This is a genomic window from Pseudomonas sp. BO3-4 (genome assembly GCF_034044115.1).
Taxonomy (GTDB): Bacteria; Pseudomonadota; Gammaproteobacteria; order Pseudomonadales; family Pseudomonadaceae; genus Aquipseudomonas; species Aquipseudomonas alloputida.
Map to the genome: position 1 here is coordinate 3,361,742 of NZ_CP139018.1, position 19,107 is coordinate 3,380,848.

Annotated in this window: 16 protein-coding genes; 4 read left to right on the forward strand and 12 right to left on the reverse strand. The window is 65.4% G+C overall.

Translation table 11 applies throughout. From position 1 onward, the window contains the following. The first annotated feature begins 103 nt into the window (after positions 1-103). The gene (locus REH59_RS15655) at positions 104-1,009 is read left to right on the forward strand and encodes a LysR family transcriptional regulator (RefSeq protein WP_004374224.1); all 906 of its coding nucleotides are present in this window, start codon (positions 104-106) and stop codon (positions 1,007-1,009) included. Beyond that, complete coding sequence (locus REH59_RS15660; protein WP_012052390.1) at positions 997-1,818, forward strand: aldo/keto reductase; 822 nt, start codon at positions 997-999, stop codon at positions 1,816-1,818. The genes REH59_RS15655 and REH59_RS15660 overlap by 13 nt, the downstream gene beginning before the upstream one ends. A 402-nt stretch (positions 1,819-2,220) precedes the next feature. Here REH59_RS15660 and REH59_RS15665 read toward each other — a convergent pair whose 3' ends face one another. From REH59_RS15665 to lexA, 4 genes are read right to left on the reverse strand one after another with little or no spacing between them, the layout of a single operon-like run. Next, positions 2,221-5,301: an error-prone DNA polymerase gene (locus REH59_RS15665; protein WP_014862046.1), complete on the reverse strand. Its 3,081-nt coding sequence runs from the start codon at positions 5,299-5,301 to the stop codon at positions 2,221-2,223. Continuing rightward, a complete protein-coding gene (locus REH59_RS15670) occupies positions 5,298-6,716 on the reverse strand; it encodes a Y-family DNA polymerase (RefSeq protein WP_014862047.1) in 1,419 nt (472 codons plus the stop codon). The genes REH59_RS15665 and REH59_RS15670 overlap by 4 nt, the downstream gene beginning before the upstream one ends. A gap of 6 nt (positions 6,717-6,722) precedes the next feature. After that, entirely contained in the window at positions 6,723-7,343 is a 621-nt protein-coding gene (imuA, locus tag REH59_RS15675) for a translesion DNA synthesis-associated protein ImuA (RefSeq protein WP_004374214.1), read from the reverse strand. Then, a complete protein-coding gene (lexA, locus tag REH59_RS15680; RefSeq protein WP_014862048.1) occupies positions 7,343-7,960 on the reverse strand; it encodes a transcriptional repressor LexA in 618 nt (205 codons plus the stop codon). Before lexA ends, imuA begins: the two co-directional genes overlap by 1 nt. Positions 7,961-8,051: 91 nt before the next feature. Here lexA and REH59_RS15685 point away from each other — a divergent pair, with 91 nt between their 5' ends. After that, complete coding sequence (locus REH59_RS15685; protein WP_320450320.1) at positions 8,052-8,735, forward strand: HAD family phosphatase; 684 nt, start codon at positions 8,052-8,054, stop codon at positions 8,733-8,735. On the opposite strand, the gene REH59_RS15690 is transcribed toward REH59_RS15685, so the two are convergent. From REH59_RS15690 to REH59_RS15705, 4 genes are read right to left on the reverse strand one after another with little or no spacing between them, the layout of a single operon-like run. Further along, positions 8,732-10,117 (reverse strand): MFS transporter, encoded by a 1,386-nt coding sequence (locus REH59_RS15690; protein ID WP_014862050.1) that lies wholly within the window; start codon positions 10,115-10,117, stop codon positions 8,732-8,734. The two genes, REH59_RS15685 and REH59_RS15690, sit on opposite strands and share 4 nt — an antisense overlap. Positions 10,118-10,161: 44 nt before the next feature. Continuing rightward, on the reverse strand, positions 10,162-10,488 hold the full coding sequence (locus REH59_RS15695; RefSeq protein WP_004374204.1) for an NIPSNAP family protein: 327 nt from the start codon (positions 10,486-10,488) through the stop codon (positions 10,162-10,164). Continuing rightward, on the reverse strand, positions 10,488-12,203 hold the full coding sequence (locus REH59_RS15700; RefSeq protein ID WP_320450321.1) for an FAD-dependent oxidoreductase: 1,716 nt from the start codon (positions 12,201-12,203) through the stop codon (positions 10,488-10,490). The genes REH59_RS15695 and REH59_RS15700 overlap by 1 nt, the downstream gene beginning before the upstream one ends. Next, complete coding sequence (locus REH59_RS15705; protein ID WP_014862052.1) at positions 12,200-13,027, reverse strand: SDR family NAD(P)-dependent oxidoreductase; 828 nt, start codon at positions 13,025-13,027, stop codon at positions 12,200-12,202. The genes REH59_RS15700 and REH59_RS15705 overlap by 4 nt, the downstream gene beginning before the upstream one ends. A 176-nt stretch (positions 13,028-13,203) precedes the next feature. Here REH59_RS15705 and REH59_RS15710 point away from each other — a divergent pair, with 176 nt between their 5' ends. Beyond that, a complete protein-coding gene (locus REH59_RS15710; protein ID WP_128573949.1) occupies positions 13,204-14,076 on the forward strand; it encodes a helix-turn-helix domain-containing protein in 873 nt (290 codons plus the stop codon). Positions 14,077-14,154: 78 nt separating this feature from the next. On the opposite strand, the gene REH59_RS15715 is transcribed toward REH59_RS15710, so the two are convergent. From REH59_RS15715 to REH59_RS15730, 4 genes are all read right to left on the reverse strand, one after another. Beyond that, a complete protein-coding gene (locus tag REH59_RS15715; protein ID WP_004576295.1) occupies positions 14,155-14,928 on the reverse strand; it encodes an IclR family transcriptional regulator in 774 nt (257 codons plus the stop codon). Positions 14,929-14,992: 64 nt separating this feature from the next. Beyond that, entirely contained in the window at positions 14,993-16,450 is a 1,458-nt protein-coding gene (locus REH59_RS15720; protein ID WP_014862054.1) for an amidase, read from the reverse strand. Continuing rightward, entirely contained in the window at positions 16,447-17,757 is a 1,311-nt protein-coding gene (locus tag REH59_RS15725; RefSeq protein ID WP_014862055.1) for a citrate-proton symporter, read from the reverse strand. The genes REH59_RS15720 and REH59_RS15725 overlap by 4 nt, the downstream gene beginning before the upstream one ends. Before the next feature lie 83 nt (positions 17,758-17,840). Beyond that, on the reverse strand, positions 17,841-19,016 hold the full coding sequence (locus REH59_RS15730; protein WP_004374190.1) for a M20 aminoacylase family protein: 1,176 nt from the start codon (positions 19,014-19,016) through the stop codon (positions 17,841-17,843). Between the last annotated feature and the right edge of the window lie 91 nt (positions 19,017-19,107).

Consider the following 19,107-nt stretch of genomic DNA (forward strand, 5'->3'; position numbering starts at 1 on the left):
TGTCGGTGAGCGTGTGCAGACATCTTCACCGCAAGCGACTGATTTGTTAATTTTGTTTTCGTCATCGATTGATAATTTTTACAAAACAAACGATAGGCCCGACATGAACGTCAAACAATTGCGCGCCTTTGTCGCCGTGGCCAAGTACCAGAGCTTCGCCCAGGCCGGTGAACACCTGCACGTTTCGCAACCGGCACTGAGCCTGACCATCAAGGCGCTGGAAGAAAACCTCGGCGGCGCCCTACTCAGCCGCACCACGCGCAGCGTCAGCCTGACTGCCGAAGGCGAAGTGCTGCTGCCACTGGCACGCCGCCTGCTGGCCGACTGGGACGATACCGAAGAGATGCTGCGCCAGCGCTTTACCCTGCAATTGGGCCGTGTGTCAGTGGCGGCCATGCCGGCTTTTGCCGGCAACCTGTTGCCCCACGCGCTCAAGGTGTTTCGCCAGCGCTACCCCAAGGTCAACGTCACGGTGCACGACGTGATCAACGAACAGGTACAGGAACTGGTACGCCATCGCCGCGTCGAACTGGGCATCGGCTTCGAGCCGGATAACATCGATGGGCTGGACTTCCACCCGTTGTACATGGACCGCTTCGTTGCGGTAGTGGCCGCCGACTCGCCCTTGGCGCTGCTGCCCCAGGTCAGCTGGGCACAGCTGATGGCCGAAGATTTCGTGGCCCTGCAGCGCCCTTCGGCGGTGCGCCTGCTGATGGAGCAGAATGTGGCGGCCCGCCACGGCAAGCTGGCAGTCGCGTTCGAAAGCCACCAGCTGACGACCATCGGCCGCATGGTGGCCAGCGGCCTGGGGGTCAGTGCTGTGCCGGCGCTGTGCATCAACCAGATGCAGGAGCTGGGTGCCCGCTGCGTAACCTTGGTCGAGCCCACTGTCGAGCGGCGCATCGGCGTGATTGCCCTCAGCGAGCACAAGCTTTCCACCGCAGCGCAGGCACTGCTTGAGGTGCTTCTTTCCAATACCCGGATCCCGGAGGTGACATGCGTTACGTAAATCTGGCAGGCACGAGCGTTCCAGCCATCGGCCAAGGCACCTGGTACATGGGCGAAGACCCAGGTCGCAAGGCTGCCGAAGTCGCGGCACTGCAACAGGGCATCGAGCTGGGCCTGAACCTGATCGACACCGCCGAGATGTATGCCGAAGGGGGGGCAGAAGAGGTCGTTGGCCAAGCCATTGCCGGGCGCCGCGACCGGGTATTTCTGGTCAGCAAGGTCTACCCGCACAATGCCGGCCTGCGCGGCATGGCGGCTGCCTGCGAACGCAGCCTAACGCGCCTGGGCACTGATTGCATCGACCTGTACCTGCTGCACTGGCGTGGTCAGCACCCGCTGGAGGAAACCGTCGAAGGCTTCGAGCGCTTGCGCGAGCAAGGCAAGATCAAGCGTTGGGGCGTGTCCAACTTCGACGTCGACGACCTGCGCGAACTGCACAACCCTGATTGTGCCACCAACCAGGTGTTGTATAACCCGGCCCAACGCGGCATCGAATTCGACTTGCTACCGTGGTGCGAAAAACGTGGCTTGCCAACCATGGCCTACTGCCCGCTGGCTCAGGCCGGGCGCTTGTTGCAGCACCCGGTACTGGCGGAAATCGCCGAGCGCCATGGCGCCACACCGGCCCAGGTCTGCCTGGCCTGGGTGACCCGCGATGACGGCGTGATCGCCATCCCCAAGGCGGTGGCGCCCGAGCACGTGCGGCTCAATGCGGCGGCGGGAGCGCTGACCTTGACCGGTGAAGACCTGCGGGCGATCGACCGGGCGTTCCCTGCACCGACGCGCAAGCAGCGGTTGGCGATGGTGTAGGCGAGCACAAGCGGGACCAGGACGCGACCTTTGGGAGCAACTGTCTTGCTCAATTTCTAAAAGGCGGCGCGATCCCTGTGGGAGCGGCCTTGTGTCGCGATAGGGCCGCAAAGCGGCCCCAGCAATCTATGCATGATGCCGAGATCCTGGGGCCGCTGCGCGGCCCTATCGCGACACAAGGCCGCTCCCACAGGGGGGGCTCAGGCCTAGTGGCAAACGTGGCCGTCGACCAAGGAATAACGCACCGTGGCCAATGAATGGTTGGGGCAGGCTCAAGGTTGCAGGCGGTCAATGTGGGGCATGCCCGCGAACACCGGCAAGGCCGGTGCCCTGCAACGCGGTGGCTGCTTCGCGGGCTCGCTCGCACCCACAGGGAACCGCGCAAGTACCGAGCGTTGGGGGTCAGTGAAAATCCCGGCTGCGCACATCCAGCCCTTGCAGCAGCGGACTCACATCCTCCAACCGCCGCGCAATCAGGTGCCGCACCCCATTCTCCTGCTCCAACCGCCCACTGACCTTGAGCAACTGCGAACCCACCAGCGCCCGCCGCTGCCGTTCGGCCAGCGCACGCCACACCACCACGTTGACCATGCCATGTTCGTCTTCCAGAGTAACGAAGGTCACACCGCTGGCGGTTTGAGGCCGTTGCCGGCCCACCACCAGCCCGGCCACGGCAATGTTGTCGCCATGCTCCACACCCTGCAATTCACTGGAGCTGCGACACCCCAGCGCCCTCAGGCGAGCGCGCAACAGGGCCAGCGGATGTGGGCCAAGCGTAGTGCCGAGGGTTTGATAATCGGCCATCAGGTCCTCGCCCACGGTTGGCACGGGCAATTGCACCGGTTCTTCAGGCAGGGCCTGCACATCGGCGAACAACGGCAGCTGCGGCTGCACCGCCGCCACCTGCCAGCGCGCCTGATGCCGATCGCTGGCCAAGGCGCGCAGCGCCCCGCCATCAGCCAGGCGGGCACGGGCCCGTGCGTCCAGGCCGGCGCGCAGGCACAGGTCTTCGACGTTGCGCCACGGCCGCTGCGCCCTCGCCTGCTGCACGCGCCTGGCATCGGCTTCGGCCAGGCCACGTACCAGTCGCAGGCCCATGCGAATGGCCAGGGTGCCTTCAGCATCAGGCTCCAGGGTGCAGTCCCAGTCGCTGTGGCAGACATCAACCGGCCGTACCTCGATACCTTGGCGGCGAGCCTCTTGCAGCAGCTGATCAGGGCTGTAGAAGCCCATCGGCCAACTGTTGACCAACGCACAGGTGAAGATCGCCGGCTCATGGCACTTCAGCCAACTGCTGGCATAGCACAGCAAGGCGAAGCTGGCCGCATGCGACTCAGGGAAGCCATAGCTGCCAAACCCCTTGATCTGCTCGAAGATGCGCTCGGCAAACGCCAGCGTGTAACCATTGCGCAACATGCCCTGCACCAGCCGTTCGCGGTGCGGTTCAAGCCCGCCGTGGCGCTTCCAGGCTGCCATGCTGCGGCGCAACTGGTCGGCCTCGCCCGGGGTATAGTCGGCCGCGACCATCGCCAGTTCCATCACCTGCTCCTGGAACAGCGGCACGCCCAAGGTACGTTCGAACACTTCCTTCAGTTGCGGCGACGGATACGTCACCGGTTCCTGCTTCAGGCGCCGGCGCAGGTACGGGTGCACCATGTCGCCCTGAATCGGCCCGGGGCGGACGATGGCGACCTCGATGACCAGGTCGTAGAACTTCTGGGGCCGCAGCCGCGGCAACATGGCCATTTGCGCGCGTGACTCGATCTGGAACACGCCCATGGTCTCGGCACGGCTGATCATGGCGTAGGTGGCCGGGTCTTCGCTGGGGATGGTCGCCAGGGTCAGGTGCCGGCCACGGTGGTGCTGCAGCAGGTCGAAGCAGCGGCGCAAGGCGCTGAGCATGCCCAACGCCAGTACGTCGACCTTGAGCAGGCCAACCATGTCCAGGTCATCCTTGTCCCACTGGATCACCGTGCGCTCCGGCATCGCGGCATTCTCCACCGGCACCAGCTGGTCGAGCGGTTGCTGGGAGATGACAAAACCGCCCGGGTGCTGTGACAGGTGCCGGGGGAAGCCGATCAGTTCGCCGGCCAGCACCAGCACCCGCCGCAGCGAAGGGCTGCCCGCTTCGAAACCGGCTTCGGCCAGGCGCTGGTCATCGGGTATGCGATCGCTCCAGCGGCCACAGCATTTGGCCAGGGCATCCACCTGGTCGGCAGGTAGCCCCAGCACCCGCGCCACATCCCGCACCGCACCGGCGGCATGGTAGGTGTTGACTACCGCAGTGAGCGCCGCCCGGTGCCGGCCATAGCGACGGAACACATACTGGATCACCTCCTCGCGCCGGTCGTGTTCGAAGTCCACGTCGATGTCCGGCGGCTCGTTGCGCTCGCGCGACAGGAAGCGCTCGAACAGCAGGTGGTGTTTCATGGGGTCAAGCTCGGTGATGCCCAGCACGAAGCACACTACCGAGTTGGCTGCCGACCCCCGGCCCTGGCATAGGATGCGCTGGCTGCGGGCGAAGGCGACAATGTCGTGCACCGTCAGGAAGTAGCTTTCGTAACCCAGCTCTTCGATCAGCCCCAGTTCCTTGGCAAGCACAGCCCGCACTTTGCCACTCGGCCCGTCTGGCCAGCGCAGCGGCATGCCTTGCTCGCACAGTTCGCGCAGCCAGCTTGCCGGGGTATGCCCCTCGGGCACCAGTTCGCGTGGGTACTGGTAGTTCAGTTCGCTCAGGTCAAACTGGCAGCGCCGGGCAATGACCAAGGTCTCGGCCAGCAGGTCGAGCGGATACAACTCGGCCAGTTGCGCCTGGCTGCGCAGGTGCCGTTCGCCATTGGCAAACAGAAAGCGCCCGGCCTCGCTCACCTGGCAATGCTGGCGGATAGCAGTCATGCAGTCCTGCAAGGCACGGCGACCACGCACGTGCATGTGCACGTCGCCACAGGCCACGGCGCGGATACCCACATCAGCCGCCAATGCCCGCAACCGTTGCAGGCGCATGGCATCGTCACTGCCCCGGTGCAGGTGCACGGCCAGCCACAGGCGCTCAGCGAACACACTGCGCAGCCACGCGCCGGTAGCGGTATCGCCACTGTCAGCGGCCACCCACAAGGCCAGCAGGCCTTGGTGGTGCAGCAGCAAGTCATCACGAAACAGCTGGTACGCACCCTTCTCTGCCCGCCGCCGGGCACGGGTGATCAGCGCGCACAGGTTCTGGTAGCCGGTCAGGTTCTCGACCAGCAGCACCAGCTTGGGCCCGCCGCACAATTGCACCTCGCTGCCAACGATCAGCCGCAGCTGGTGCACCTTGGCTGCCTGCCAGGCGCGCACGATACCGGCCAGCGTGCATTCGTCAGTGATTGCCAAGGCCTGGTAGCCCTGCTCGCGCGCACGCCGGAACAGCTCGTCGGCGCTCGATGCACCGCGCTGGAAGCTGAAGTTGGAAAGGCAATGCAGCTCGGCATAACCCGGGGTGTTCATGCGAACCAACCCTGCAGCCAAAGCGGGCCGGCCTGGCTCAGGTCGCGGTAGGCCCAGCCGCGCAGGCCGTCGCGGGTTTCGATGCGGTAGTAGTCGCGACGCACATCGCCGCCATCCCACCAACCTGATTCGATGCGTTCGGCATAGCCCTGCACCTGGTAGGCGGCGTCATCCAGCGCGATCGGTGCCGGCAACAGCCACCCCGGGCGGCTACCCGGTGCAACGGGCATGTTGCCTTGGGCACCCTGCTCCGCCAACTGCCAGGCGCATTCGGGGCGGTGATCGGCGGCTGCACCAAGCCCCTTGACGGCCTCATCCCCCAGGCGGGCGCGCAACCGCTCGCGCAATTGCGCCCAGGGTTGCGCCTGTTGCGCCCGCGGGTCGAACAACGCCTGATGCTGTGGCACGAAGGGTGGCAAGTCTTCGGCAACCAGCCGCAGGTTGCGCACCGGTGCGGGTATGCGCAGCGGCTCAAGGCGCCCACGGGCCAGCTCGAACAGCATCGCAGCATCGCGTTCGGCCGCCAGCAGGCCCACCTTGAGCAGGGTATCCGGCCCCTCGGCGTGCTCCAGATGCAGGCAGAAGCGCTGCACGCCACAGTCTCGCCCGGCCAGAAATGCAGCAAGGTCGTTGAGCATGCGCCGCAGCGGGAACAACAGCGCCTGGTGCGACTCGACGTCGAAATTGAGTTCCAGCCGGGTTTCAAAACGGTCCGGTGGCTGGTAGAAGTCCAGCCCCAGGTTGCGCAGGCCGAGCAACTGGTCGAGGTGCAGCTGCACCTGGGCCGCAAAGCGCCTGGCCAAGGTATCGCGCGGCAAGGCCAATACCTGGCCCAGCTGGTGCAAGCCCATGCGGGCAAACGCTTCGGCCGCCTCTGCCGGCAGGCCGACGCGCGTGATGGGCATGCCCAGCAGCGCCGCTCGGGTGGCGTCGACATCGCCCACGGCCAGGCCATCGTGGCCATTGGCGAGCATGCGAGCAGCCACCGGGTTGCTGGCCAGGACAATGCGTTGACGCAGGCCCAGATCTGCCAGTTCCTGACGCAGACGTGCCTCGAACAAGGGCCAGGGCCCGAACAGTTGCAGGCTGGAGCCCACTTCCAGCAGCAGCGCCCGAGGGTAATGCAGGCTGACCTGGGCACTGAAGCGGTAGGCCCAGGCCGCCAGCAACTGTTGCACCTGATCGATGCGTTTGGGGTCAGCTTCGACGCAGGTGAAGCCATCGGCCAGGGCACGCGCTGCGGTCAGGGTTTGCCCGGCCCGCAGGCCCAGTGCAGCGGCCGCCGGGTTGACTGCCTGCAACACGCGACGCTGGGTCGGCCCGCCAATCAGCACCAAGGGTGTATCAGGGTCGTCACGCTCACGCAGGACGGTGTCCAGCGCAAGCTGCGGGAGCAGGATGCAGGCCCAGAGCATGGTGCATCAGCCCCGCCCCGGGCAGGGAATAGGCAGCGCTGGAGGCATGCCACCCCGGCTTTTCAGCACACGCCATTGCGCCGGGCGCGTGTCGACTGCAATGCGCAGCGCTGCGGGTGAAGGGTTGTGCGACGCCTGCTGCGGCCTGCAGGCGAACGCCAGTGCCTGCCCGGTTTCGGCCGCTACCTGCAAGCGCCGCAGGGCGCGGTCATCGGCACGTTCCGGCCAGCACAGCACCGCCGCGCAACTGCCCGAGCGCAGGCACTGTTCGGCAGCCCACAGGGCATCGGCAGGCTCGGCATCCACCTGTACCAGCCAGCGCAGGTCCACCCCCGCTGCCTGCCAGGCGGGTGCAAAAGGGATGAAGGGTGGAGCCACCAGCACCACTCTGCTGGCTTCTGCACTCAGCCGGGCCAGGGTTGGCCACAGCAACTGCAATTCGCCACAGCCGGGGTTGGCCAGCAACAGCTCGCTCAGTGCTGCCGCCGGCCAGCCACCTTCCGGCAAACGTTCGTCGAGGGCCGCATGGCCGGTGGGCTGCAGCCCGAGTGGCCGCGCCTGGGCCTGCCGGCCGCGCCATACCCGGCGCTGTTCCAGCAGCCTGTCGAGGTCGACCACGGCGCCCATCAGTCGCGCCTCAGCAAGCCGCAGAACACGCCTTCGATGAAAAAGTCCTGTTCGGGCTGCACATCGATCGGCGCGTAGGCCGGGTTGCGTGGCAACAGCCGGTAAGTGCCGCCTTGGCGTTGCAGGCGCTTGATGGTCACTTCGCCGTCCAGGCGCGCAACCACGATTTGCCCGTCGCGGGCGTCGGCCTGTTGCAGGATGCCGACCAGGTCACCGTCAAAGATGCCGTCGCCGATCATCGAGTCGCCCCGCACCTTCAGCAGGTAGTCGGGGGTACGGCGGAACAGGCTGGGGTCGAGCAGCAACTGCTCGTGGATGTCCAGGTCCGGGCCGATGGGGGCACCCGCCGCCACCTGGCCCAGCACGGGTATTTCGAGGATTTCCGGCCGGCGCAGCGGTTCGGCCAGGCGTATGCCCCGGGCCTGGTTTGGCGTGACATCGATGTAACCGGCCTGGCACAGGGCGGTGATGTGCTTGCGCGCAACGCTGCGCGAGGCAAAACCGAAGCGCGTGGCGATATCGGCCAGGCTCGGCGGCTGACCATGCTCGGCAATGCGCTCACGGATGAATTCGAAAATGGCGCGGCGTTTGGGGGTAAGAGTGTCCATGGAGCACATTTGTACTCTTTTCGGAGCACGCTGAACAGCCCCCTTCGTCGTCAGCTTTGGTTATGATCCCCTGGCTTGTGTTTTTTCATCTGGATATCCCATGCTGACCGCCCTGCTGTTCGACCTTGACGGTACCCTCACCGACACTGACACCCTGCACCTGCAGGCCTTTCGCCAACTGCTGCGCGAACACGACGGCCGCGAGCTGAGCCAGGCGCAGTTCGACGCCCAGGTCAGCGGCCGCGCCAACGCCGAGCTGTTCGCCGAGCTGTTCAGTGGCGCCAGCGTCGAACAGTGCCAGGCGTTGGCCGACCGCAAGGAAGCGCTGTTCCGCGCGATGTCGCCGTCGCTTGAGCCGATGCCAGGCCTGTTGCGCCTGCTGGAGCATGCCCAGGCCCATGACATCGGCATGTGCGTGGTGACCAACGCACCGCGGCTGAACGCCGAGCACATGCTGAACGCCATGGGCCTGGGCCAGCACTTTGAACATGTGCTGGTGGCCGAAGAACTGGCACGGCCCAAACCGGACCCGCTGCCCTACCTCACCGGCCTGCAGCGGATAGGTGCCGAGGCGGGGCAAGCGCTGGCCTTCGAGGACTCATTGCCGGGGACGGCCGCGGCCAGTGGCGCGGGGATCTTTACCGTGGGCGTGGCCACGACGCAGACCCCGGAGCGGTTGCTGGCGGCGGGCGCCAGGCTGGTTGTCGACGATTTCAATGATGCGGCGTTGTGGGCGTTGATCGAGCGTATGGCTTCAGACAGGGGCTGTGTTCCCGAAGGCTAGGGAGTGGGAGCCGAACCTGCTGGCGCTGCAGCCGGGGTGCCGGATGTACAACCTGGAACGCTAAGCCGTGACGCCGCATTTCGCCCTTGCAGCCATACCGCCAAAGCCGCCAACCCTGCGGGTAGCAACAACGAAGCGAATACCTGGGCAAAGCTCCAGCCCAGTGCCAGCATCTGTGCCCCGGCAAAGGCACTGAGAATCGCACCCAGGCGCCCGATGCCGCTCATCCAGCTGGCGCCGGTCGCCCGTGCTTCAGTCGGGTAAAAAACCGCCGCCAGTGCATTCATGCCAACACTTGCCCCATTAAGGCCAAAGCCCACAGCGCTCGCAACCGCACACAACCAGGCGAAGTCCGCAGCGACCTGACCAATTGCAAAAATCACCGCACCACTGAACAGGAAGGTCAGTACCAGCACGCGCTGCGCCGGGTAGCGATCCATGGCCCAACCCACCGAAATCGCGCCCAACGGGCCGCCAATCTGGAAACAGGCGGTGACGATGGCCGCTTCGGCCACCGAAAACCCGCCCCCCTCCTTTACCAGCGTCGGCAACCAGCCGCTGAACAGATAGACCAGGAACAGCGCCAGCACGTACCCGCCCCAGAGCATGCAGGTACCAAAGCGATACCGCGCAGAGAGGATGGTGCCGATTGCACCGCCTGCGGCCTGGGCTTTACCGGGCAAGACAAAGGTCGTGTCGGCGTTGACATGCTCAGGTGCCAGGCGACGGACAATGGCCAGAATGCGCTTGCGGTCCGCCCCCTTGCTGACCAGGAACGTCACCGATTCCGGCAGGCGCCAATACAGCAACGGCAGGACCATCAGCGGCAACACCCCACCCAATGCCAAGACACTGCGCCAGCCCAGGTTCGGAATCATCCAGGCGCTGACGAAGCCACCTGCCGCCGCGCCCAGGGAGAACCCGCAGAATGCCAGGGTAATGAGCAGCGAGCGGCTGCGTGCCGGGGCATACTCGCTGACCAGAGTGCTGGCATTGGGCATGGCTGCGCCCAGGCCCAGGCCGGTCAGAAAGCGCAACGCGACCAGGGCTTCCAGGTTGGGTGCAAAGGCCGAGGCCAGTGTCCAGAGGCTGAACAGCAGGACGCTGCACAGCAACACCGCCTTGCGCCCGTAACGGTCCGCCAAGGGGCCGGCAATCAAGGCGCCAAGTGCCAGGCCGATCAACGCGGCGCTCAATACCGGGCCCAGACTTTGCGCATCCAGGCCCCAATCGCTTTTCAATTGCGGGGCAATGAAGCCGATGATGGCGACGTCCAGGCCGTCCAGGGCGATGATGAGAAAGCCGAGGAACACCACCCATTTCTGGTAGCGGCCGATGGGTTGCTGGTCGATCAGTTGGCGCACGTCGAGTGTGTTGTTCATAGGTATCACCTGTTGTTGTTGTTATGACGGTGTTTGTCGCAGCCCTAGTGGAAAAGGCTGGGTAAGCGCACAGGCCTTATGATGCGTGTTTCCTGAGCCACCACCAGGTCGCGGGTGGCATGCAGGTACGCGGCAAAGTCCGGGTCGGCATCCCGCGCTGCGCTGCGCTTCTCGAAGTCATCGAGGCTGTCATAGCCCCACAAGTGCACCACCTGGTTCAACGGCCCGATGCTGCTGGTGTAAAACGCCAGGGGTGCACCGAGGTGGCGCAGCAGGATCGGCATCGCCAGCTGGTCGAACGCCTCGAGAAAGGCCGCCATGCCGCGCGGGCGAATGGTGTAGATGCGGTGGTCGACCACAGGCTTGTCCATCACGCCACCTCCCGTGCGTTGCCCGCCGCCAGCCCCTGCTCGACACCCGCCAGATGGCGCCCGGTGATGTAGCCAAAGGTCATGATCGGCCCCAGGGTGATGCCCGCCCCGGGGTAGTTGCCGCCCATGATGCTGGCGCGGTCGTTACCCACCGCATACAGGCCGTCGATGACTTGCCCGTCGGCCGCCAACACTTCACCGGTCACACGGGTGCGCAGCCCGTCGAAAGTGCCCAGATCGCCCATGATCACTTTCACGGCAAAGTACGGTCCCTCGCCAACCGGCGCTACGCACGGGTTGGGTTGTTGCTGCGGGTCGGCCAGGTAGCGATTGAAGCTGGTGCTGCCGCGGCCGAACTGACGGTCTTCGCCGTGGACAGCGCCAAGGTTGTACTCGCGCACAGTCTGCTCCAGCCCTTGCGCATCGATACCGGCCTTGCCGGCCAACTCCGCCAGGGTCTGGCCCTTGAGCAGGTAACCGTTGCGCAGCAATGGCCCCAGCGGCATCGGCGCAGGCTTGGCAAAGCCCAGCCCGTATTTGGCCAGTGTGCGGCGGTCGCACACCAGCCACATGGCGGTTTCTGCCTGGTCGGAACACGCCTCGATCAGCGCTGCGCCTACGTCGTGGTAGGCATTCGACTCGTTGGTGAATCGCTGCCCCGAACGCAGCACGCCGATCACACCCGGCTTGTAGCGGTCGAGCAAATGCGGAAAGGCAATATGCCGCCCACCACCCACCGGCACCTTCGACACCGGCATCCAGGCTGCAGGTGCCTGCAGGCAGATATCGACCTTTGCTCCCAGCGCCTCGGCCATGCGCGCACCATCGCCGGTGTTGCCCGCTGGCACCGGTGAAAAATGCTCGCCGCCACGCCGTACATGCGGGTAGGCCTGGCGCAGCCGTTGCAGGTCATGGGAGAAACCGCCACAGGCCAGCACCACCCCGCGCCGGGCCTCGATGCGCTGCTCGCTGCCGGCCTGCCCGGTCACCGCCCCCACTACCCGCGCCCCTTCGCGCAGCAACTGCCGCGCCGGGGTGCCTGTGAGAATCGGAATGCCCAGGTCCAGTGCCGAGCGTACCAGCCTTGCCGCCAGGGCATTGCCACTGGTGACCTGGGTGCCGCGTCGGTACAAGGCCAGCTCCTTCAAATGGGTCAGCAGGCGTTTGGCCACGTAGGCGAACGAGGTCAACGAACGGGTGACATTGAAGAAGTGCTTGAGGTCGGCATTCGACGAGTTGAACATCATGCCGATGAAGGTGATGGTCTTCAGCGGCGGGCGCAGCCGCGCCATGTCGGGCCCCAGACCACGGATGTCGTAAGGTGCGGCCAGTATCGAGCGGCCCACATCGACGCCGCCTTCCACCTGCGGGTGATAATCGGGGTACAGCGTGGGCACGAATTTGACTGCCGTCTCGCGCTCGAAAAACTCAACCATCTGCGGCGCGTAGCGCAAGAATGCCTCCACCCCGGCCGCATCGAAGCAGGCACCGGTTTCGTTGCGCAGGTAGGTCATGGCCGCTGCTTGGCTGTCATTGCCCCCGTGCCGGGTGCCCGGCACCCACAGCACGCCGCCGGAAAACGCCGTGGTGCCGCCGAAGCACGCCTCCTTTTCGATGACGATCACATCCAGGCCAAGCTTTTTCGCCGTGATGGCTGTCGCCAGGCCGCCAGCACCCGCACCGATGACCAGTACATCGCAGCTACGCGTATTCATTGGCCTGCCCCCTCGAAGCCAGGGCGCGGGATCAATGCCATGGGCATGCTTTCCAGTCCGCCATCCACGGTCAGTTCGGCGCCGTTGATATAGTCGGCGCGGCGGCTGGCCAGAAACAGCACAGCTTCGGCGATGTCTTGCGGCTCACCGATGCGCTGGTTGGCGGTCATGGCGCTACGCCGGCGCTCCACCTGTGTGTCGGCATAGAACGCCGCCGACAATGGCGTGCGGATCAAACCCGGGCATACGGCGTTGCTGCGCACACCGCGTGGCCCCCATTCCACGGCGATCTGCCGCGACAACATGCTGACGCCTGCCTTCGCCGCGCTGTAGGCACCACTGTTGGGTTGCGGGTAATGTGCTGCAATCGAGGCCACATGCACGATACGGCCCTGGCCGCAGTCCAGCATGGAACGGCCAAAGGCCTGGGCACACAAGAGGTAGCCACTGAGGTTGACCGCCAGCACCTGGTTCCATTGTTCCAGGCTTAGCGTGTCCAGCGCGCCGGGGCGCAGCACGCTGGCATTGTTGACCAGTACATCGCAGCGCCCATGCAGCGCCTGTACCTGGGCCGCGGCCTGCTCCACGCTGGCCGGGTCGGCAATGTCGCAGGCCAGGGCACTGACTTCGCCTGCACTGTGTTCCCCCAGGGTGGCCGCCAGTTTGCGGCATTTGTCCAGGTCGCGGTCAAGCAGCACCACGTGGGCCTGCTGCTCCACCAAGGCTGCGGCCAACGCTGCGCCAATGCCGCCGGCCGCGCCGGTCACCACGCATACGGCCGACTCCAGGCCTAGCCACTGAGAAAGGATCTTGTTGTTGTGCATGCTGCTCTCCAGAGCGTTGCTTGTTCTGGGCAACAGGCTATGGCCGGCAGGCCCACCGGCAGAATGGACAAAACCTGCAACCAGCCCCACATTCCCGTCAATTTGCCCACTGCGCCCTGAAGCCTGCGGGCAGCTATGGCACAGTAGCGGGTACTGAACAGAACAATTACAACACCATGAACAAGATCCCCAATTACGCCCTGTACGGTGAAACCGCGCAGCCGGTGTGGCACGAAGCCTTGCATGTGGAGCAGATATCCCAGCGCTCTGGCGCGCACAACTGGGAGATTGCCGCACACCGTCACGAAGGCTTGCTGCAGCTGTTGTACCTGCAAAGCGGTGGCGGCGAGGTGCTGTTCGACAGTGACCGGTTTCAGGTTCATGCGCCCTGCGTGGTGTACGTCCCGGCGCAGGTGGTGCATGGATTTCATTGGGCCAGCCAGGTAGAAGGCCAGGTAATCACGGCTGCGCAGCACCCGCTGGATAGCATCGCCCAGGTGCTGGCACCCAACGTGCGGGTGCAACTGCGCAAACCACAGGTGATTGCCCTGCCCCACTGGGCCGCCGATGAAGACCCGTTGTTGCCCCTGTTTCGGGCCCTGCGCGAGGAATACCACAACCGCGCCCGCGAGCATGTGGCCAGCAGCATGGCGCTATTGCTGGCACTGATGATCCATGTCCTGCGCCATGAGCCGTACATGCCCGCAGGTGAGCAGCGCCCAGTATCAAGACGCAGCCAGCAACTGACTGCTTTTCGCGAGCTGGTAGACATGCACTATCGCGCGCACTGGCCACTGGCAGAATACGCCGCCGAGTTGGGCATGACCCTGGTGACGTTGGGGCGGTTGTGCCAGGAACACCTGGGCATGACGCCGATGAATGTGATCCATGCCCGACTGGTGCTGGAGGCCAAGCGCATGCTCGGGCATTCGAGCCTGAGCGTGAAAGAGATCGCTCATGAACTGGGGTTTGCCGATGTGGGGTATTTCAGCCGGTTCTTTCGCAAGCAGGCGGGGGTGAGCCCTAGCGGATTTCGGGACGGCCAGTAACGCCCCGCAGGCTCTGTGGGCATTACTGGCAATGCACGCGTCTGTGGCTTGCCCGCGAAGAAACCCGTGCAGGAAACATCAAACAGCCAAGGCCCGCTGCACTTCCCCCACCGTGGTCGCCAAACTGCTCAGGTGCAGGCTCGACACCCGCTCCACCGGCGCCTGATCCAGCGGCCATTGCAAGGCAATGCTGCCGACCAGGCGCCCTTCGGCATGTACCGGCAAGGCAATGGCGCGGATCAGGAACGGCAGGCGCACCGGGTATTCCCAGTAGCCTTCGGTGCGCTGACCAAAGCCCTTGTGCGCTTGCTCTTCGATATCGCGTAACAACCCGTCGTCACCCAGCCGCTCATGGGCCGCCAGGCGCTGCACTTCGTCCACCGCCAGCTCCCCCAGGCACGCCCGCCCCATCGCCGAATGAAACAGGCTGGCATGCTGCCCAACGATCTGACTGGTGAGCGGATAGCGCTTGCGCAGCACCTGGGGAATGGCGCTTTCCATCACCTCCAGCCGCTGGCCGTCGAAACACGACAGGTCAGCGACCAGCCCGGTGCGCTCACTCAGTTCCAGCAGCATGGGCGCTGCGCTTTCCACCAGGCGCCGCTTGAAACGCAACTGGCGGTCACCGAACAGGCGTCGCGCGCACAGCCGGTAGCGCCGGTCGGCAAGGCCGCGGTACACCCAGCCTTGCGCCTGCAAGGTGGCGATCATGCGCGACACCGTGGCCTTGGGCAGCGCCGTCAGGTAGTGCAGTTCTTCCAGGCCCAACGCCTGGTGTTCGCCCAGCAGGTCGACAATGGCCAGCGCCCGCTCCACCGAACGCACGCCGCCGCTGTCTGCCGTGATGCCCATGGGTATGACCTCCTTGTAGCGGGATGGTCAGGATAGCCAGCAAGATCCGCGCCTGCCCATGCTTTCATGGCGCAAGCAGGCGTTGTGGCGGGCAGCGCACCACCCAGCGGGTGAGCTGTTCGTGGGCATACGCCAGCTGCAGCACGCCATGGTCGGCCTGCGCCGGGCCTATGATTTGCAGGCCCATGGGCAACCCGGCGGCATTGAACCCCACCGGCACGCTGATGCTCGGCAAACCGGCCAGGGTCGGCCCGATCACCACTTCCATCCAGCGGTGGTAGGTGTCCATTGGCCGCCCCCCGACCACCGTTGGCCATGGCTGGCGTGCATCGAAAGGGAACACCTGGGCCGAGGGCAACAGCAGGAAGTCGTAACGCTCGAACAGCTTGCCCATGGCGCGGTACCAGTCACTGCGGTCCAACGAAGCCTGGTACAGCGCCGCCGCACTCAGCTGCAAGCCACCTTCCACCTCCCACTGTGCTTCGGGCTTGAGCAATGCGCGCTTGCCAGGGTCGGCATAGGCTGCGCCGAGGTTGCCATGCACCAGGAAGTGGCGGTGGGTCAGCCAGCATTGCCACAAGCGCGCCAGGTCGAATGCCGGCTGGCAGGCCTCGACCTGGCAGCCCAGCTCGGCAAAGTCGGGCAGCGCCGACTCGCACAGGCTCATTACCCCGTCATCCATCGGCAGATAGCCGTTGTAGTCGCCCAGCCAGCCCACCCGTACACCGCGAAAATCGCGCGGCAAGCCAACGGTAAAATCGCGCCGGCCTTCGCTCAGCGACAGCGGCGCCCGGGCATCAACACCCGCCTGTATCGACAGCAGCCGCGCCACGTCGACCACACTGCGGCCCATCGGCCCTTCTGTGGCCAACTGCTGCACGAACAGCTCGGGCGCCGGCCCATGCGGCACGCGGCCCTGCGATGGGCGCAGGCCGAACAGGTTATTGAACGCCGCCGGGTTGCGCAGCGAGCCCATCATGTCGCTGCCGTCGGCCACCGGCAGCAAGCGCATGGCCAGCGCCGCTGCAGCCCCACCACTGCTGCCACCCGCCACCCGCGACGGGTCGTAGGCGTTGGTGGTGGTGCCAAACAAGGGGTTGTAGCTTTGCGAGCCCAGGCCAAACTCAGGCACATTGCTCTTGCCCATGATCAACGCCCCGCTCGCCCGCACCCGCGCCACGCTGATCGCATCCTGCTCGGGTACCTGCTCGACAAACAGCGGCGAGCCGAGCGTGGTACGCAGCCCGGCCGTGGCGGCGAGGTCCTTGATTGCCTGCGGCATGCCATGCATCCAGCCGCGCGAATGGCCACAGGCCAGTTCGCGGTCACGCGTCTCGGCCTCGGCCAGCAGCACTTCGGCCGGGCGCAGCGAGACCAGTGCATTGACCTGCCGATTGAAGCGCTCGACATGCCCCAGGTAAGCCTGCATCACCTCCCGGCATGACAACTGGCGGGCATGGATGGCCTGGGACAGTGCCTCGGCATCGAGGGCAACAATGGGGTCGATGGCTAGCGGCTTCACGGTTTTACTCCAAGGTTGAAGGCGGCAGGCTTGACTGCCCGCGGTGCTTCTTTCAGGCAATAGGTGCCCAGCAATGTCAGCACGCAGGCAAACAGCACGTAGAACGCCGGCGCCACTGGGGTGCCGAGCACCTGGGTGAGCCAGGTCACGATCAACGGGGCAAAGCCACCGAACACCATCACCGCCACGTTGTAGGCCACCGACACGCCGGTGGAACGCACCTGGACCGGGAATTGTTCGGCCAGGGCAGTAGGTGCCGGGCCGAAGAAGCCACCGATGGCCGTGCACAACAGCAGTTGCATGACCAACAGGCGCTCCAGGGAAGGCGCAGCGGCCACCCACACATACAGTGGGTAAACCATCACGAAGAACGCCAGGGTGAAGGCCATCAGCACCGGGCGCCGCCCCAGCCGGTCAGACAGCGCCCCGGACAACGGAATCACGAGGGTCATCAGCCCCACGGCGAGCATCTGCACCAGCAGCACCTGGTCCAGCGGCAGGCCTAGGCTTTTGTGGGCGAAGGTCGGCATGTTCACCAGCACCACGTAGAACGATACCGTCGCGCCGCAGGCCAACCCCATCGACACCAGCAGGCTGCGCCGGTGTTCACGCAGCACCTGCCACAGGCTGGGCGACTGGCCCTTGGCATGGCGACGCGCCTCGACAAACGCCTCAGGCTCCTCCATATGCTTGCGAATCCACAGCCCGACCGGCCCGATCAGCAGGCCCAGCACGAACGGGATGCGCCAGCCCCAGCTGTCCAGCGCCTCAGGCGAGCACAGGTGGGTAACCAACGCCACCATTGCCGCCCCGGAAAACACCGCCAGGCACTGCCCTACCAATTGCCACGAACCATACAGGCCCTTGCGGTGGGCAGGCGCGCTTTCCACCAGAAATGCCGTGGCGCTGGCATATTCACCACCGGTGGCAAAGCCCTGCAGCATGCGCGCCACCACGATCAGCAGCGGCGCAGCCATGCCGATGGCCAGGTAGTCGGGCGCGAAGGCGATCATGGCGATGGACACGGTCATCAGGCGGATGATCATCTGCATGGCCGCCTTGCGGCCCTTGCGGTCGGAATACATGCCCAGCAGCACGCCGCCCACCGGGCGCATGAAAAACCCGACGCCGAAGGTGGCAAGGGCCATCAGCAGCGAGGCGTACGCGTCGTCGGACGGGAAGAACTGCCGGGCGATGATGCTGGCCAGAAAGCCATACACGATAAAGTCATACCATTCCAGGGCGTTGCCAATAACGGCGGCCACCACTTGCCGGGTACGCGACACGCCGGTGCTCGAAGTCTGCATAGGGAACACTCCACACAATGATTGGGTGATCGCCCAGGCGCAGTCGCGCCCGGGTTCCAGCGGCAGTGGTCAAAAAGGGACAATCAGGCAGGTGCCAACCAGCGCTCTGCCAGCGCGCCCCAATAGGCGGCGCCGGTCAGCAGGATGTCGTCGTTGAAGTCGTAGGCCGGGTTGTGCACCATCGGCCGCGATACACCATTGCCGATGAACAGGTAGGCCCCCGGGCAGCGCTGCAGCATCCAGGCGAAGTCTTCGCTGCCCATCAGCTTGCGGGTGTTGCCATCCACAGCCTGGGCGCCCAGCAACTCGACCCCTACTTGGGTGGCAAAGGCGTTTTCAGCGGCATGGTTGACCAGCACCGGGTAGGCCGGGCGGTGCTCGATGCTGGCGCGGCAGCCAAAGCTCTCGGCCTGACTGACGATGATTGCCCGCACCCGCTCAAGGGCCTGCGCCCGCACCTCGGCGTTCAGTGCGCGCAGGCTAAGGCGCAACAGCGCCTGTTGCGGAATCACGTTGGCCGCTTCGCCGGCCTGCAACGCGCCGACGGTGACCACTGCCGCCTCCTGCGCATCGATATTGCGCGCCACCACGGTTTGCAGCGCCATCACCACACTGGCGGCCGCCACCAGCGGGTCGACGGTCAGGTGCGGCATCGAGCCATGGCCACCCACCCCGTCCAGGGTCACCGTCAGCAGGTCTTGCGAAGCCATCATCGGCCCTTCACGAAACCCCAGGTGCCCGGCCGGCAGCCCTGGCATGTTGTGCATGCCGAATAGCGCATCACATGGGAATCGCTCCAACAGGCCGTCGGCCAGCATCGCCTCGGCACCGCCCTGGCCCTCCTCGGCCGGCTGGAAGATCAGTGTCAGCGTGCCGTCGAACTGCCGGGTGGCCGCCAGGTAGCGCGCGGCGCCAAGCAGCATGGTAGTGTGCCCGTCATGACCACAGGCGTGCATGCAGCCTGGGTGCTGGCTGCTGTATGCCGCACCCGTTGCTTCGTGGATGGGCAGCGCGTCCATGTCGGCGCGCAGGCCCAGCCGGCGGGGGCTGCTGCCATTGCGCAGCACGCCGACCACGCCGGTCTTGCCGATACCGGTGTGCACTTCATAGCCCCATGCCTCCAGCAGTCGGGCGACCAATGCCGAGGTGCGGCTTTCTTCAAAGCCCAGTTCCGGGTGAGCGTGGATATCGTGACGGATCGCGTGCAGGTCGCTGGCCACGTCGGCGAGCCAGGCCTGGATATGCTGATGTCGGGACATGTGGAGTCTCCTCGCGCGGGTGGTTTCCCGTTCTTGTTGTTCGCCTTCAGGTCACGACAGGTGAGGCAGGTCGTGCTTGGCTCACAGATAA